This is a genomic window from Pyxidicoccus sp. M6, assembly GCF_055568925.1.
On the sequence record NZ_CM145714.1, the window covers coordinates 10,367,017 to 10,380,659 of the forward strand.

At 68.1% G+C, this 13,643-nt stretch carries 11 protein-coding genes; 7 read left to right on the top strand and 4 right to left on the bottom strand.

Going from position 1 to position 13,643, the window contains the following annotated elements; translation table 11 throughout:
* Positions 1–10 precede the first annotated feature (10 nt).
* Entirely contained in the window at positions 11–1,210 is a 1,200-nt protein-coding gene (locus tag ACVTJA_RS40710; RefSeq protein ID WP_465828608.1) for a M48 family metalloprotease, read from the top strand.
* A gap of 131 nt (positions 1,211–1,341) precedes the next feature.
* Here the strand turns inward: ACVTJA_RS40710 and ACVTJA_RS40715 are convergent, their stop codons facing one another.
* Together ACVTJA_RS40715 and ACVTJA_RS40720 are read right to left on the bottom strand one after the other, a co-directional pair.
* Complete coding sequence (locus ACVTJA_RS40715) at positions 1,342–1,863, bottom strand: tetratricopeptide repeat protein (protein WP_465828612.1); 522 nt, start codon at positions 1,861–1,863, stop codon at positions 1,342–1,344.
* 6 nt (positions 1,864–1,869) lie between these two features.
* A complete protein-coding gene (locus tag ACVTJA_RS40720; RefSeq protein ID WP_465828614.1) occupies positions 1,870–3,360 on the bottom strand; it encodes a hypothetical protein in 1,491 nt (496 codons plus the stop codon).
* Between the two features lie 192 nt (positions 3,361–3,552).
* Here ACVTJA_RS40720 and ruvX point away from each other — a divergent pair, with 192 nt between their 5' ends.
* The gene (ruvX, locus tag ACVTJA_RS40725; protein ID WP_465828618.1) at positions 3,553–4,008 is read left to right on the top strand and encodes a Holliday junction resolvase RuvX; all 456 of its coding nucleotides are present in this window, start codon (positions 3,553–3,555) and stop codon (positions 4,006–4,008) included.
* Between the two features lie 15 nt (positions 4,009–4,023).
* Here the strand turns inward: ruvX and ACVTJA_RS40730 are convergent, their stop codons facing one another.
* Together ACVTJA_RS40730 and ACVTJA_RS40735 are read right to left on the bottom strand one after the other, a co-directional pair.
* Positions 4,024–5,607 (bottom strand): ArnT family glycosyltransferase, encoded by a 1,584-nt coding sequence (locus tag ACVTJA_RS40730; RefSeq protein ID WP_465828622.1) that lies wholly within the window; start codon positions 5,605–5,607, stop codon positions 4,024–4,026.
* A gap of 137 nt (positions 5,608–5,744) precedes the next feature.
* Positions 5,745–6,695, bottom strand: coding sequence for a hypothetical protein (locus ACVTJA_RS40735; protein WP_465828625.1), 951 nt, complete (start codon positions 6,693–6,695; stop codon positions 5,745–5,747).
* 238 nt (positions 6,696–6,933) lie between these two features.
* Between ACVTJA_RS40735 and ACVTJA_RS40740 the strand changes: the two genes are divergently transcribed.
* The 5 genes from ACVTJA_RS40740 (at position 6,934) to ACVTJA_RS40760 (ending at position 13,550) form a co-directional block, all read left to right on the top strand.
* A complete protein-coding gene (locus ACVTJA_RS40740) occupies positions 6,934–7,695 on the top strand; it encodes an ABC transporter ATP-binding protein (RefSeq protein WP_465828628.1) in 762 nt (253 codons plus the stop codon).
* The gene (locus ACVTJA_RS40745; RefSeq protein WP_465828631.1) at positions 7,692–8,489 is read left to right on the top strand and encodes an ABC transporter permease; all 798 of its coding nucleotides are present in this window, start codon (positions 7,692–7,694) and stop codon (positions 8,487–8,489) included. Before ACVTJA_RS40740 ends, ACVTJA_RS40745 begins: the two co-directional genes overlap by 4 nt.
* A 337-nt stretch (positions 8,490–8,826) precedes the next feature.
* Complete coding sequence (locus ACVTJA_RS40750; protein ID WP_465828632.1) at positions 8,827–10,890, top strand: PrkA family serine protein kinase; 2,064 nt, start codon at positions 8,827–8,829, stop codon at positions 10,888–10,890.
* 24 nt (positions 10,891–10,914) lie between these two features.
* Positions 10,915–12,024: a DUF444 family protein gene (locus tag ACVTJA_RS40755; protein WP_465828634.1), complete on the top strand. Its 1,110-nt coding sequence runs from the start codon at positions 10,915–10,917 to the stop codon at positions 12,022–12,024.
* A 32-nt stretch (positions 12,025–12,056) separates the two neighbouring features.
* Positions 12,057–13,550 (top strand): SpoVR family protein, encoded by a 1,494-nt coding sequence (locus ACVTJA_RS40760; RefSeq protein WP_465828636.1) that lies wholly within the window; start codon positions 12,057–12,059, stop codon positions 13,548–13,550.
* Positions 13,551–13,643 lie beyond the last annotated feature (93 nt).

Sequence of the window (13,643 nt, forward strand, 5' to 3'; positions counted from 1 at the left end):
GGGCTCCTTCATGGAGCCCCTCTTCACCGCCGAGCAACTCGCGGAGATTCACGCCTACCACCTGCCCTATTACATCCGGGCGGCGGTGGAGCCCTTCGCGCGCTTCGCCCTCCTGGCGCTGCTGCTCGGCGTGCTCGTCCAGCCCCTGTACCGCGCGGCCGCCGCGCTCGCGGCCGGGCTGGAGCGGCGGCTCGGCGCGCTGCGCACGGCGCCCGTCAGCCGCGCCTTCTTCCGCACCATGGACAGGCTGTGGGGAGAGCCCGGCTGGGGTGCCGCGGTGCTCTTCGCGCTCGGGATGGACCTCTTCGTGAAGCTCGTCTACCTGCCGGTGGACGTCTGGTTCCAATACACGCTCGAGCACCGCCACGGCCTGTCCAACTACACGCCGAGCGCCTATGCGTCGGACATGTTCAAGGGCCAGCTGCTGGCCGCGGTGTGCCTCTCCGCGCTCGTCATCGGACTGTACGGGCTCGCCCGCCGCGTGCGGCGCTGGTGGCTGGTGCTGGGCGTGCCCGTGGCCCTCCTCATGCTCGTGTCCTCGGCCCTGGACTCGTACCGGGGCCGCCTCTACTTCGACCAGAAGCCGCTGCCCGCGGGCCCCCTGCGCACGCGGATGACGGAGCTGATGACCCGGGCCGGCATCACCTTCTCCGACGTGCGGGTGGAGGAGACCTCCGTCGCGTCCCGCCGCGTGCAGGCCTACTTCGCCGGCCAGGGCCCCACGCGCGCCATCATCCTCAACGACGTCATCCTCAAGGAGCTCACGGAAGATGAAGTCCTCGCCGCCGTGGCCCACGAGGCCGGCCACGTCCTGGAACCGAAGTGGCCCGGCCGCATCGCCGCCTCGCTCGCGCTGCTGGCCCTGCTCTTCGCCTTCGACCGCCTCCTGCACCTGTCCGCCTCCCGAGGCTGGTTCGGCACCACCCGCTTCGCGGACATCCGCACCCTGCCCCTCCTCTCCCTGCTCCTCTTCTTCGTCATCCTGCTGACGAACCCCATCTCCAGCGCCTTCTCCCGAGAGCGAGAGCGCGAGGCGGACCAATACGCCCTGCGCCTCACCGGCGACGTGGAGTCCTTCCGCCGCATGCTCGTGAAGGCCGCCCGGGTGAACAAGATGGACCCCGAGCCGCCCCGCTGGGTCGTCCTCAAGGGCATGAGCCACCCGCCCGTTGGCGAGCGGCTCGCCGCCCTTCCTCCGCCGAAGCCGTAGCGCCGCACCCGAAAAAGCGGCCGGCAGGTGGGCTCCCCGCGCCTCCCGTCCTCGCCCCTCGCGAGCCCACCCGCCGACTGCCGCCGCCGGTCCGCTCCCCAACGTCCCGGCGGCCCCTCGTCGGACCCGCCCTACGACTGCGAGTCCTCCTTCAGCTTCTCCACCGCCATCAGGGCAATGGCCTTCACCAGCGCCCGCGCCCGGCGCCCCGCCGCCGTCTCACCGTGCGGGTCCGCGTCCACCGCGTTCGCCAGGTCCGTGAAGCCCTGACGGTCTCCCTTGCGCAGGTAGAGCTCGCCGCGGTTCGCCAGCGCCACCGGGTTGCCCGGCTCGCGCGCCAGCGCGGCGCTGTACTCGGCGATGGCCTCCTCCAGCCGTCCCAGCTTCTGGTACACGGTGCCCAGCGCCGCGCGCGCCGCCGTGTCCTTCGGGTTCCCTTCCACCAACCCCTCGAAGAGGATGCGCGCCTCCTCCAGCCGGCCGGCCCCCGCCAGGTCGCACCCCACCTGGGCAATGGCCTTCGCTTCCTCGAAGGTCATCCCCTCCACCTCCGCCCACGTCGACTCCCCACGGGCAAAGGACTTCAGCCGCCGCACCGCTCCGCTCTCCATCTGCATGGCCGTTGCTCCCTCGTGCTTGATGATGCGTCCCATGGAGGCTCACGCGCTCCGCAGGTTGGAGATGGCCGTCTTCGCCATCTCGTGGAACTTCGAGGACATGTTGCTCATCAGCTCGAACATGGCCTTGCGCTTCTCCATCAGCTTCTGCAGGCGCAGCTCCAGCTCCTGCATGCTGCTGTCGAGCTTCGCGGCCTTCTGCTTGTCCGCATCGCTGGTACCGAGCGTGGCGCGCTGGTCACGCTGGTCCGCCATCTCGTTCAACACACCGAGGAGCTCGTCGTCCGTGTTCTCCGCGATGGACATGAGGATGGCCTGCACCTTGTCCTCCACGCTCATGTTCGGGTTGTCGACGATGCTCCTCGCGCTCGTGCCACCCCCCACCGGCTTACCCGCGCCCGAGGAGCCCTGCGTCCCCGACGAGCCCTGCGCGTCTCCCGCCTGCTTCAGCGCCGCCGTCACGTCGGGCCGCCCCACGATTCCGTCGCGGCCGCCCACACCCGACGCCATCTCCAACCGGTCGTAGTACTCGGGGTGGTCCTTGAAGAACTGCGCGGCCCGCTTCAGCGTCGACGAGGCCGCCGGGTTGCTCAGGATGGCCTCGAGATTCTCACGCGTCATCACGTTGTCCTTCGAGCCCACCGCCGAGTCGAACGTGTCCCAGTTCTTGTTCAGCACATTCAGCGCGTCGCGGTACTCGGCGAAGTTCGGGTCCACGCCGTTCCCCGAGGTGCCCGGCGTCGGCGAAGGCGGAGCGGGGGGCCTGTCACCCGGAGGCGAGGTGTCGTTGCCCCGCGTCGGCGTGGGCGGACCACCACACGGGGGTGCAGAGCCGGTCCCCGGCGTCGGCGGCGTCCCGCCACCCGGTCCGCACCCGCCGGGAGGACTGCTGCCCGGACGCTCGGGGCGGCCGTAGCGGGCGAACTCCCCCTCCACGCGCTGCAGCTCGCTGCGCAGGTCCCTGAGGCTGAAGCGGTCCTTGGACAGCAACCCCATGGGCCCGAAGTTGAGCACCTTGCTGCCGGCATCCAGCCGCATGAACAGTCCCTTGTTCTCCAACATGAAGCGCGCGGCGTTGCGCAACTGCGGAGACAGGCTGCCGTCACCGGCGATGCGCTCCAGGTCCGTCTTCGACAGGGAGCCGTTCTTCTTGCCGTCCAGGTAGTCGAGCTGGGTGAAGTTCGCCTCCAGCACCCTCAGCGAGTCCGCGTAGTCGAGCATCTTCGGGTCCAGCGGGCTGCTGCCCGGGGCCAGGACGGGTGAAGAGGACGCATAGCCCTCTCCCGGCTTGATGCCGCCTCCCGAGGACGGCGGGCAGTACTCCGTTTTCGCGGCGGGGTTCTGGGACAGCTCCTTCGCCACGCCCATGGCGCCGCTGGCCGCCATCATGATGTTGCCCGTCGCGACTCCTCCGACGGCCTTGACGGCGTTGGTGATGAGCGGTGGCAGCCCCAGCGCGTTACCCGCCATGTCCACCACGGAGGACATGGGACCGGCCAGCAGGTTGGCCGCACCTTTGAGGAAGTCGAGCATGAGCCCTCTCGCGCGGCGGGGTTGGTGTTTGACGCCGCGCTGTGCCTGTTGGGTTTGCAGCGGCGGTGCCGGCCGCGGTGCCGCCGCTCCCCCAACGAAATCCACGGGTTGGCTCACGCGACTTCCAACGCACGTCCCCGCCCGCGGACGGGGCGGTCCACGGCGGGGGATTGGGGCTAGAGTCCCGCCGTCATGCGGACCATGGGCCTGGATCTGGGCACCAAGACCATCGGAGTGGCCGTCTCGGATGGCCTCGGGCTGACCGCCCAGGGCGTCACCACCGTGCGGCGCACCTCGCTCAAGGCGGACCTCGGCGCGCTCGCGGACCTCGCGCGCGAGCACGACGTGAGCCGGGTGGTGCTGGGACTTCCCCTCAACATGGACGGCAGCGAGGGCCCGCGCGCGGAGGCCTCACGCAAGTTCGCGGACACGCTGGGCACCGCGCTGGGCCTCCCCGTCGAGCTCTGGGACGAGCGGCTGTCCACCGTCGCCGCCACGCGCACCCTGCTGGAGGCGGACGTCAGCCGCGCCCGCCGCCGCGAGGTCATCGACCAGGTGGCCGCCCAGTTCATCCTCCAGGGATGGCTGGACGCCCACCGCCCGTCCGACTCCGACTACCACCCGGACGACTACGATTCGGAGTCGTGAGCCGCCGGCGCCGCGCTACGGCCGGCGCCGGTACACGTGCAGCGGCGCCGAGAAGCCGTCCAGCTCCTCGTAGGCGACGCCGTCCAGCACCAGGGTGCGGCCCTCCAGCTTCACGCCCGCGTCCTTCACCAGCGAGCCCTGCTCGAAGCGGATGAGCACCTCCGGTTGCGTCTCCTGCAGGCGCTTGCGGAAGGTGTCCCAGCGCACGCGCGCCATCCGCTCCTCGGGCAGGCCGGAGAAGAAGGCGAGCTGCAGGTCCATGTAGCTGGGGTCGTCGTCGATGGCCACCGCACCACCCTTGCTGGCCACCTCCGCCTTCACGTAGTCCGCCACCTTCATCACCGCCACCGGGTTGGTGGAGGTGGGGCTCACCGGCCGCAGCGTGTCCTGGAAGCGCCCTTCCGCGCGGAACGTGAAGAGGCCCAGGGCCACCGGCACCGCCACCGCGAGCACCGCCGTCACGCCCGCCAGCGCCTTGCGCACGCCCGCGCCGCGGTGGCCCACCAGCGCGGCGAAGCCGAACGCCACGAACACCGGCACCACCGCGACCTGCGTCACCGTGAAGCGCCCCAGCGGCACGAAGGTCAGCAGCACCACCGCGCGGAAGGTGAAATACGCCGCCGGCACCACCGCCGCCGCCACCAGCCAGCGCGTGTCCGGGCGCGCGCGCCACGCCTTCACCATGCCCCACATGCCCAGCAGCGCCACGCCGGGGGACAGCGTGAGCAGGGCAATCCCCGGCCAGAACCCGAGCTGCTGCAGCCGCCAGCCGATGGCCGGGCCCGAGCCCGCCGACGACAGCACCCAGTTGCGATGGAAGTCCTCCACCGCCTTCACCGGGTAGAACGGGTCCCCATGCATCAGCTCGTTGCCCTGCATCCACAGCAGGGGGAACGGCAGGCACGTCAACCCGAAGCCCACCGCCCGCGTCACCGCCGCCACCTTGTCCTCGCTGCTGAAGCACAGCGCGAGCGTGAGCAGCGGGATGTACATCCACGCGTCGTAGCGCAGCGCACAGGCGAAGTTGAGCATCAGCCCCGCCTGGAAGATGGGCGCGAAGCGGTTCTCGTCCACGCCCTCCGCGTACAGCGCGAAGGCGGCCAGCATGAAGAAGAGCGACACCGCCTCGCTGCCGGCCGTGGTTGAGAACTGCATGTGCATGCCCCAGGCGGCGAAGGCCAGCCCGGCCACCACACCCTCGCGCCAGCCGAAGAGCCTCCGCGTCAGCGCGAACAGCGGCACCACCGACAGCACGCCGAACAGCAGGCTCACCGCGCGCCCCGCCACCTCCCGGTCCATCACCGACAACGCCGCGCCCACCAGGTACATGTGCAGCGGACCGAACTGGTACGCCCCGTCGCCGTACGCCTTGATGACGTGCGGATTGTCCAGCCAGCGCTCCGCCAGCTCCGTGCGCACCACGGCGTCGCCGTAGAGGTTCTCGTTGACGGCGAATACCAGCAGGCGCGGCACCAGCGCCGCCACCAGCAGCAGCCCGATGAGGAGCCGGGTGCTCGGCTCGGGCGCGGGTGCGGGCACCGCCGAGAGATTCGGCGCGGGGGACGGTGGAACGGACAGGGCAGAGGGGGCGGTCGCCATTTCGCGCGGCAGGATACGCAGGAAGGGGCCAAAGCCAAGCCAGCGCCCCCTGCTCCCCTGCTCGCAGGGCGTTCCCTGCTTCACCCACCGCGAAGCCCCCACTCCCCACTCCGGGTTTTCCATGGAGCCGCAACCATTCAGGGAGGCATCGCCACCCTCACACGCTGTGCCACCGGCTGGAGCCCGCCTGCCTCCAGCTTCACGCGGGTGCGACGTATCACCTCCCGCCCCTCCCGAGGGCCCGGCGAGGCGCGGGAGGTGAAGAGGGCCTCCATCCGCTCCGGGAGGGGACGGCGCAAATCGAAGCGCAGCTCCCCCTCCGCCACCGGCTCCCTCGGGCCTCCTGGCCGCTTCGCATGAAGCTGGAACTTCAGCCGCCCGTGGGGGCCGCGCAACTCCACGAGTTCATAGGAGATGACCGACAGCCCGCCGACGCCATGGGCCCGGGCCACCGTCCAGCGCGCGCCCGGCCCCACCGGCTCCTCGGGGAACTGCGGCGTGGCGAGCCAGTCCGAGGACAGCGCTCCGCGCATCAGCACTGTCAGTGCCGAGGACATACCGCTCCGCAGGTCCATCCACGCCTCCACCAGAGCGCCCGTCGAGGACAGCACCACCTCGCCCTGCCGCCCGCTCATGCCCGTCAGGGCCTGCGCCAGCTTCAAGGCGTGCCCCTCTCCGTCGTCGTCCGCGGCGCGCACCTCGGGCTGGCCCACGCGCAGCCGGTAGCGGGCCGTCTGCCGCGTCGCCCACGGGTCCGGCGGCACCAGCCTGCCCGGCCCCGTCCGGAACCTGGCCCCCGCATCCACGCTCGTAGCGGGAAGGTCCAGGTGCAGGGGCACCACCACCTCGGGGCCATACTCGGTGCGCAGCTCTCCGTCCGGGCCCATGCCAGAGACTGTTTCCACCTCCGACGCCACCGAGAGCTTCGCCCGCTGCGCCCATCCCGGCTGATGCATCAATACCAGCGCCCTGCGGGGCTCCGCCCCCGCGTCCAACAGCGACGTGGCCACCACGTCCTCGGCGGTCATCAATGGAAGGCCGTACAGCACGGCGCCCAGCAGACAGGATGCGACAAGCAAGGTGGACATGACTCGACTCCCTGGGTCGGGTGACGCCGGGGCCTGATGCACGCCGCGTGCTCACCGTCCTTCCGAGGACACTCGCGCCCCCGGGCGTCCAGCGCGTGAGACACCGTGCACGATTCCGGCCTCGGGCCTCGTGAGCCCATCAGCGCCAAAGCCGAGTGCGTCCACTGCCCGAGCCTCCGCCGTCCCACGCGCACCTGCGCCCAAGACACCGTGCGCGTTTTCGGCTCCAATGCCGTCAATGCCGGAGGTCGAGGTCGCAGCACTTGAAAAGACGTACCCGCCGCCCGGCCTCTGGGCGCGCCTGCGGGGCCGCGTGGCGCCCTCGCGCCCGGCCCTGCGCGGCATCTCCTTCCACGTGGACGCGGGCGAAGTCGTCGCCCTCATCGGCCCCAACGGCGCCGGCAAGTCCACCCTGCTGCGCATCCTCTGCGGCCTGCTGCTGCCCGACGCGGGCACCGCCCGGGTGGCCTCGCGCGACGTGGTGAAGGACAGACCCGAGGTCCGCCGCCACGTGGGCGCCGCGCTCAGTGACGACAGAGGCCTCGCGCCGCGCCTCACCTCCCGGCAGAACCTCCGCTTCTACGCCGCGCTCTACGACGTCCCTCCGCGCGAGGTGGACGCGCGCATCGACGAGCTCGCCCACACGCTGGAGGCCCGCCGCCTGTTGGACCGCGAGACGCGCACGCTCTCCAGCGGAGAACGGGCGCGCGTGGTGCTGATGCGCACCCTGCTCCACCGCCCGCGCGTGCTGCTGCTCGACGAAGTCACGCGCTCGCTGGACCCGGGCGCCGCGCGCCGCGTGCGCAACCGCGTGCTCACCGACGCGGCCTCGCGCGGCGCCGCCGTCCTCTTCGCCAGCCATGACCTCGCGGAAGTCCAGGCCGTGGCCCACCGCGTCCTCCTGCTCGACGCGGGCCGCATCGCCGCCGCAGGCACCTTCGCGGACGTGAAGCCCGCCGCCGACGAGGTCTTCGCCTCGCAACCCGCGGAGGACGCATGAGGCGCCTTGTCGCCTTCCTCCGGCGCGACTTCGAAATCGCCACCGCCTACCGCCTCAACGGGCTGCTCCTCGTGGCCGGCGGCCTCTTCACGCTGACGCTCTTCTACTTCCTCGCGCGCACCGTCGGAGAGGCCCCCGCCGTGCGCGGCCGCTACGGCGTGGACTACTACTCCTTCGCCCTCGTGGGCCTCTCCACCGCCACCCTGCTGCGCAGCCTGCAGCGTGGCTTCGGCAACGCCGTGCGCGCCGCGCAGAACGACGGCTCGCTGGAGCCCCTGCTCGCCGCGCCCCTCTCCACCTTTCACGTCGTCGCGCTGATGGCGGCCGGCCCCGTGGCGGGCTCGCTCGTGCGCGCGTGCGGCCTGCTCGTCGCCGGCTCGCTCCTCTTCGGCGCGCGCCTCTCCGTCCACCCGCTGACCTTCGCCGTGACGCTGGGGCTGAGCGTGCTCACCTTCAGCGCGCTCGGTCTGCTGTCCGCCGCCTTCGTGCTCGTCTTCAAGCGCGGAGACCCGTTCGCCTACGCGCTCGACATGCTCAGCTACCTGTTCGCCGGCGTGCTCTACCCGGTGGACGTGCTGCCCGAGACGCTGCGCATGGCCGCCCGGCTGCTGCCCGCCACCCATGCCCTGCACGGACTGCGCGCCGCGGCGCTCGAAGGCGCCAGCATGGAGCGCCTTCTACCCACCTGGGGCGCCCTGCTGGCCTTCAGCGCGGTACTCTGGCCGCTCGCCGCCTGGGCGGTGCAGGCCGCGCGCCGACATGTGGAACGTACGGGCACGCTGCCCCACAGCTAGGTAACAGTCCGGCCTCGCCGGGCGCACGGAAATCCACCCACCGGGCGTTCAATACCCTTCGCGCGAGGGGGGGACCCTACCCCCGTGGGCGAGGCACCTTATAATCAAAGTGCCTTTTCACCCCGTGGAGGGGGTGCGCCCGCACGGCGTCCAACCCCACCACGAGCGTAACGCGCGGTCCCACTCCGCGGCGGGGTCCCGAAGGGGCAGCAGGGCTGTTTGTGCCTGGGACCTCGGCGGGGTGTTTGTGGAATGGCATTCCAGCCCTCCAGGTTCACCATTCTGGCCCCCTGTCGGCGCGGCTCCTCCGCACCCCAGGCGGCCCCGAGGGAGAGACATGAAGGACGCTGAGAAGGTTTCGTGGGTCTCCAGAATCGCCGCGCTCCAGGACGCGAAGACCTACGCTGAGCTCACCTGGGAAGGCTCGTTCGAGGACTACCTCGATATCGTCCGGAAGAACCCCAAGGTCACCCGCACCGCCTTCCAGAGGATCTACGACATGATCCTCAGCCACGGGAAGACGGAGTACATCGACAACAAGAAGAAGCTCATCCGCTACCACTTCTTCAGCGACGAGAAGTTCGGCGGCAAGGACGCCATCTTCGGCCTCGATGTGCCGCTGATGAAGCTCGTCAACGTCTTCAAGTCCGCCGCCCAGGGCTACGGCACCGAGAAGCGCGTCATCCTCCTCCACGGCCCCGTCGGCTCGTCCAAGTCCACCATCGCCCGCCTGCTCAAGAAGGGCATGGAGGACTACTCCAAGACGCCGGACGGCGCCGCGTACACCTTCTCCTGGGTCACCGACAAGAAGCTGCCGGACGGCACCACGGTGAAGGAGAAGATGAAGTGCCCCATGAATGAGGAGCCGCTCAACCTCATTCTCAAGGAATGGCGCCCGAAGATTTACGCTGAGCTGTCCCCGCCGGAGAGCGGCTACACCATTCCCGACGGCTCCGAGCTCTGCCCCGCCTGCCGCTTCGTCTTCAAGGACCTGATGACGCAGTACCAGGGCGACTTCGCCAAGGTCGCAAGCCACATCCGCGTCAACCGCCTCGTCTTCAGCGAGAAGGACCGCGTCGGCATTGGCACCTTCCAGCCCAAGGACGAGAAGAACCAGGACTCCACCGAGCTCACCGGTGACATCAACTACCGGAAGATCGCCGAGTACGGCTCGGACTCGGACCCGCGCGCCTTCAACTTCGACGGCGAGTTCAACATCGCCAACCGCGGCATCATCGAGTTCGTCGAGGTCCTCAAGCTCGACGTCGCGTTCCTCTACGACCTGCTCGGCGCGTCGCAGGAGCACAAAATCAAGCCGAAGAAGTTCCCCCAGACGGACATCGACGAGGTCATCCTCGGCCACACCAACGAGCCCGAGTACAAGAAGCTCGAGAACAACGAGTTCATGGAGGCCTTGCGAGACCGTACGGTGAAGATTGACATCCCGTACATCACCAAGCTGTCCGAGGAGGTGAAGATCTACGAGAAGGACTTCAACTCCCGCGCCATCAAAGGCAAGCACATCGCCCCCCACACGCTGGAGATGGCCGCCATGTGGGCCGTCCTCACGCGCCTGGAGGAGCCCAAGAAGCACAATCTCTCGCTCTTGCAGAAGCTCAAGCTCTACAACGGCAAGACGCTCCCCAACTTCACCGAGGACAACATCAAGGAGCTGCGCAAGGAGAGCGTGCGCGAGGGCCTGGAGGGCATCTCCGCCCGCTACATCCAGGACAAGATCTCCAACGCGCTGGTGAGCGACAAGGGCGAGGGCTGCATCAACCCCTTCATGGTCCTCAACGAGCTGGAGGCCGGCCTCAAGACGCACTCGCTCATCAACAGCGAGGACGCGCGCAAGCGGATGAAGGAGCTGCTCACCTCCGTGAAGCAGGAGTACGAGGACATCGTCAAGAACGAGGTCCAACGCGCCATCTCCGCCGATGAAGACGCCATCAGCAAGCTGTGCGGCAACTACATCGACAACATCAAGGCCTACACCCAGAAGGAGAAGGTCAAGAACAAGTACACCGGCCTCTACGAGGAGCCGGATGAGCGCCTCATGCGCTCCATCGAGGAGAAGATCGACATCCCCGAGAGCCGCAAGGACGACTTCCGCCGCGAAATCATGAACTACATCGGCGCGCTGGCCGTCGAGGGGAAGACCTTCAACTACCGGACCAACGAGCGGCTCCACAAGTCACTGGAGCTGAAGCTGTTCGAGGACCAGAAGGACAGCATCAAGCTCAAGAACCTCGTCTCCTCCGTCGTGGACAAGGAGACCCAGGAGAAGATCGACCTGGTGAAGGACCGGATGATGAAGAACTACGGCTACTGCGAGATCTGCTCCACGGACGTGCTGAACTTCGTGGCCAGCATCTTCGCCCGAGGCGACGCGAAGGAGTAACCCCCAGGAGAGAGGCGAGCCGTCGTGACCTTGAAGATCCACCAGGACCACTCCCGCTTCAAACAGATCGTCCGCGGCAAGATCAAAGCCAACCTGCGCAAGTACGTGCAGAAGGGCGAGATGCTGGGGAAGAAGGGGAAGGACGCCATCTCCATCCCCATTCCGTTCATCGACATCCCCCGCTTCAAGTACGGCCACAAGGAGCAGGGCGGCGTCGGGCAGGGGGATGGAGAGGTGGGTCAGCAGCTCGGCCCCGGGGCCGTGGAGCCCGGGGAGGGCCACCAGGCCGGACAAGGCGAGGGCGACCATGCCCTCGAGGTGGACGTCACCCTCGACGAGCTCGCCCAGATTCTGGGTGAAGAGCTGCAGCTGCCCAACATCGAGCGGCGGCAGAACGAGAAAATCGTCACGCAGAAGATTCGCTACACCGGCATCAACACCACCGGCCCCGAGTCGCTGCGCCACTTCAAGCGCACCTACAAGCAGGCCCTGCGGCGTCAGATTGCCGCGGGCACGTATGACCCGAACCGGCCCATCATCGTCCCCATGCGCGAGGACCGGCGCTACCGCAGCTACAAGCTGCAGAACCTGCCGGAGACCAACGCGGTCATCATCTACATGATGGACGTGTCCGGCTCGATGGGCGACGAGCAGAAGGAAATCGTCCGCATCGAGAGCTTCTGGTTGGATACGTGGCTGCGCCACCAGTACAAGGGCCTGGAGTCGCGCTACATCATCCACGACGCCGTGGCCCGCGAGGTGGACCGCGACACGTTCTTCCACACCCGCGAGTCCGGCGGGACGATGATTAGCAGCGCGTACAAGCTCTGCCGCGACATCATCCTCGCGGACTACCCGAAGAGCGCCTGGAACATCTACCCGTTCCACTTCAGCGACGGTGACAACTGGAGCGCGGACGACACGCGCCAGTGCATCGACATGCTTCGCAACGACGTGCTGCCCAACGTCAACCAGTTCGCCTACGGGCAGGTGGAGTCGCCCTACGGCAGCGGGCAGTTCATCAAGGATTTGCGCGAGGCGGTGGGAGACGCAACCAACGTCGCGCTGAGCGAAATCGCGGACAAGGACGCCATCTACGCGTCCATCAAGGACTTCCTCGGCAAGGGCCGCTAGCGCGGACACCACGCCACTGGAGCAAGCGCCCCATGCCCAAGAGCCTGACACCCCGCCTCGCCGCGCTCAGGGACGAAATCCACGGCTATGCCAAGGAGTTCGGCCTCGACTTCTTCGACACCATTTTTGAAATGGTGTCCTACGACGAGATGAACATGGTGGCCGCGTACGGCGGCTTCCCCACGCGCTACCCGCACTGGCGCTGGGGCATGGAGTACGAGCAGCTCGCGAAGGGGTACGAGTACGGGCTGAGCAAAATCTACGAGCTCGTCATCAACAACGACCCCTGCTACGCGTACCTGATGGAGAGCAACCCGGAGGTGGACCAGAAGCTCGTCATGGCCCACGTCTACGGGCACTGCGACTTCTTCAAGAACAACTTCTCCTTCCGGCACACCAACCGCCGGATGATTGATGACATGGCCAATCACGCCACCCGCGTGCGCCGGTGGATTGACAAGATTGGCGTGGAAAAAGTCGAAGACTTCATCGACCGGACGCTGAGCCTCGAGAACCTCATCGACCAGCACGCGCCGCACATCCGGCGCAACCCGGACCCGAAGAAGGCGGAGGAGGAAGTCAAAGCCAACGAGCGCGTGGAGGGCTTCAAGGTGGGCCGCGAGTACATGCGTGGCTTCATCAACCCCTCCGAGTTCCTCGACTCACAGCGCAAGCGCGTGGAGGACGAGAAGCTGCGCGCGAAGAAGTTCCCCGAGCGCCCGCAGCGCGACGTGCTGCTCTTCCTGCTGGAGCACGCACCGCTGGAGCCGTGGGAGTCGGACATCCTCGCGATTCTGCGCGACGAGGCCTACTACTTCGCGCCCCAGGGCCAGACGAAAATCATGAACGAGGGGTGGGCCAGCTACTGGCACTCCACCATCATGACGCGGCGGGCCCTCAAGGACGACGAAATCATCGACTACGCGGACCACCACTCGGGCACCATGGGGACGCGCCCCGGCGCCATCAATCCCTACAAGCTCGGCATCGAGCTGTGGCGGGACATTGAAGACCGGTGGAACAAGGGCCGGTTCGGCAAGGAGTGGGACGAGTGCGATGACCTCCGCGCGCGCCGCTCCTGGGACAAGAAGCTGGGCGCCGGCCGCGAGAAGATCTTCGAGGTCCGCAAGCACTACAACGACATCACCTTCATCGACACGTTCCTGACGCCCGAGTTCGCGATGGAGCAGAAGCTCTTCGTGTATGGCTTCAACGACAAGCGCAACTCGTGGGAAATCATGGACCGCGAGTTCCGCAAGGTGAAGAGCAAGCTCCTCCAGGGGCTCACCAACTTCGGGCAGCCCATCATCGAGGTGGTGGACGGCAACCATGAGAATCGCGCGGAGTTGCTGCTCGCGCACAAGCACGACGGGCAGGACCTCAAGGGCGACTACGCCCGCGAGACGCTGCGCAACCTCCAGTCCCTCTGGCGGCGCCCCGTCAACATCGTCACCCGGTACGACAACAAGGGCGTGATGCTGCGCTTCGACGGGACGACGCACTCGGAGAAGCAGGTCGAGCTGTAGTGCCTACGGGCCCTTCAGCAATGCGGTAACAATTTCATGTAGGGCCCCGCGGGAAGCCCTACCCGGCGGGTTCCCGGGCAGGCCAGCGGGCGA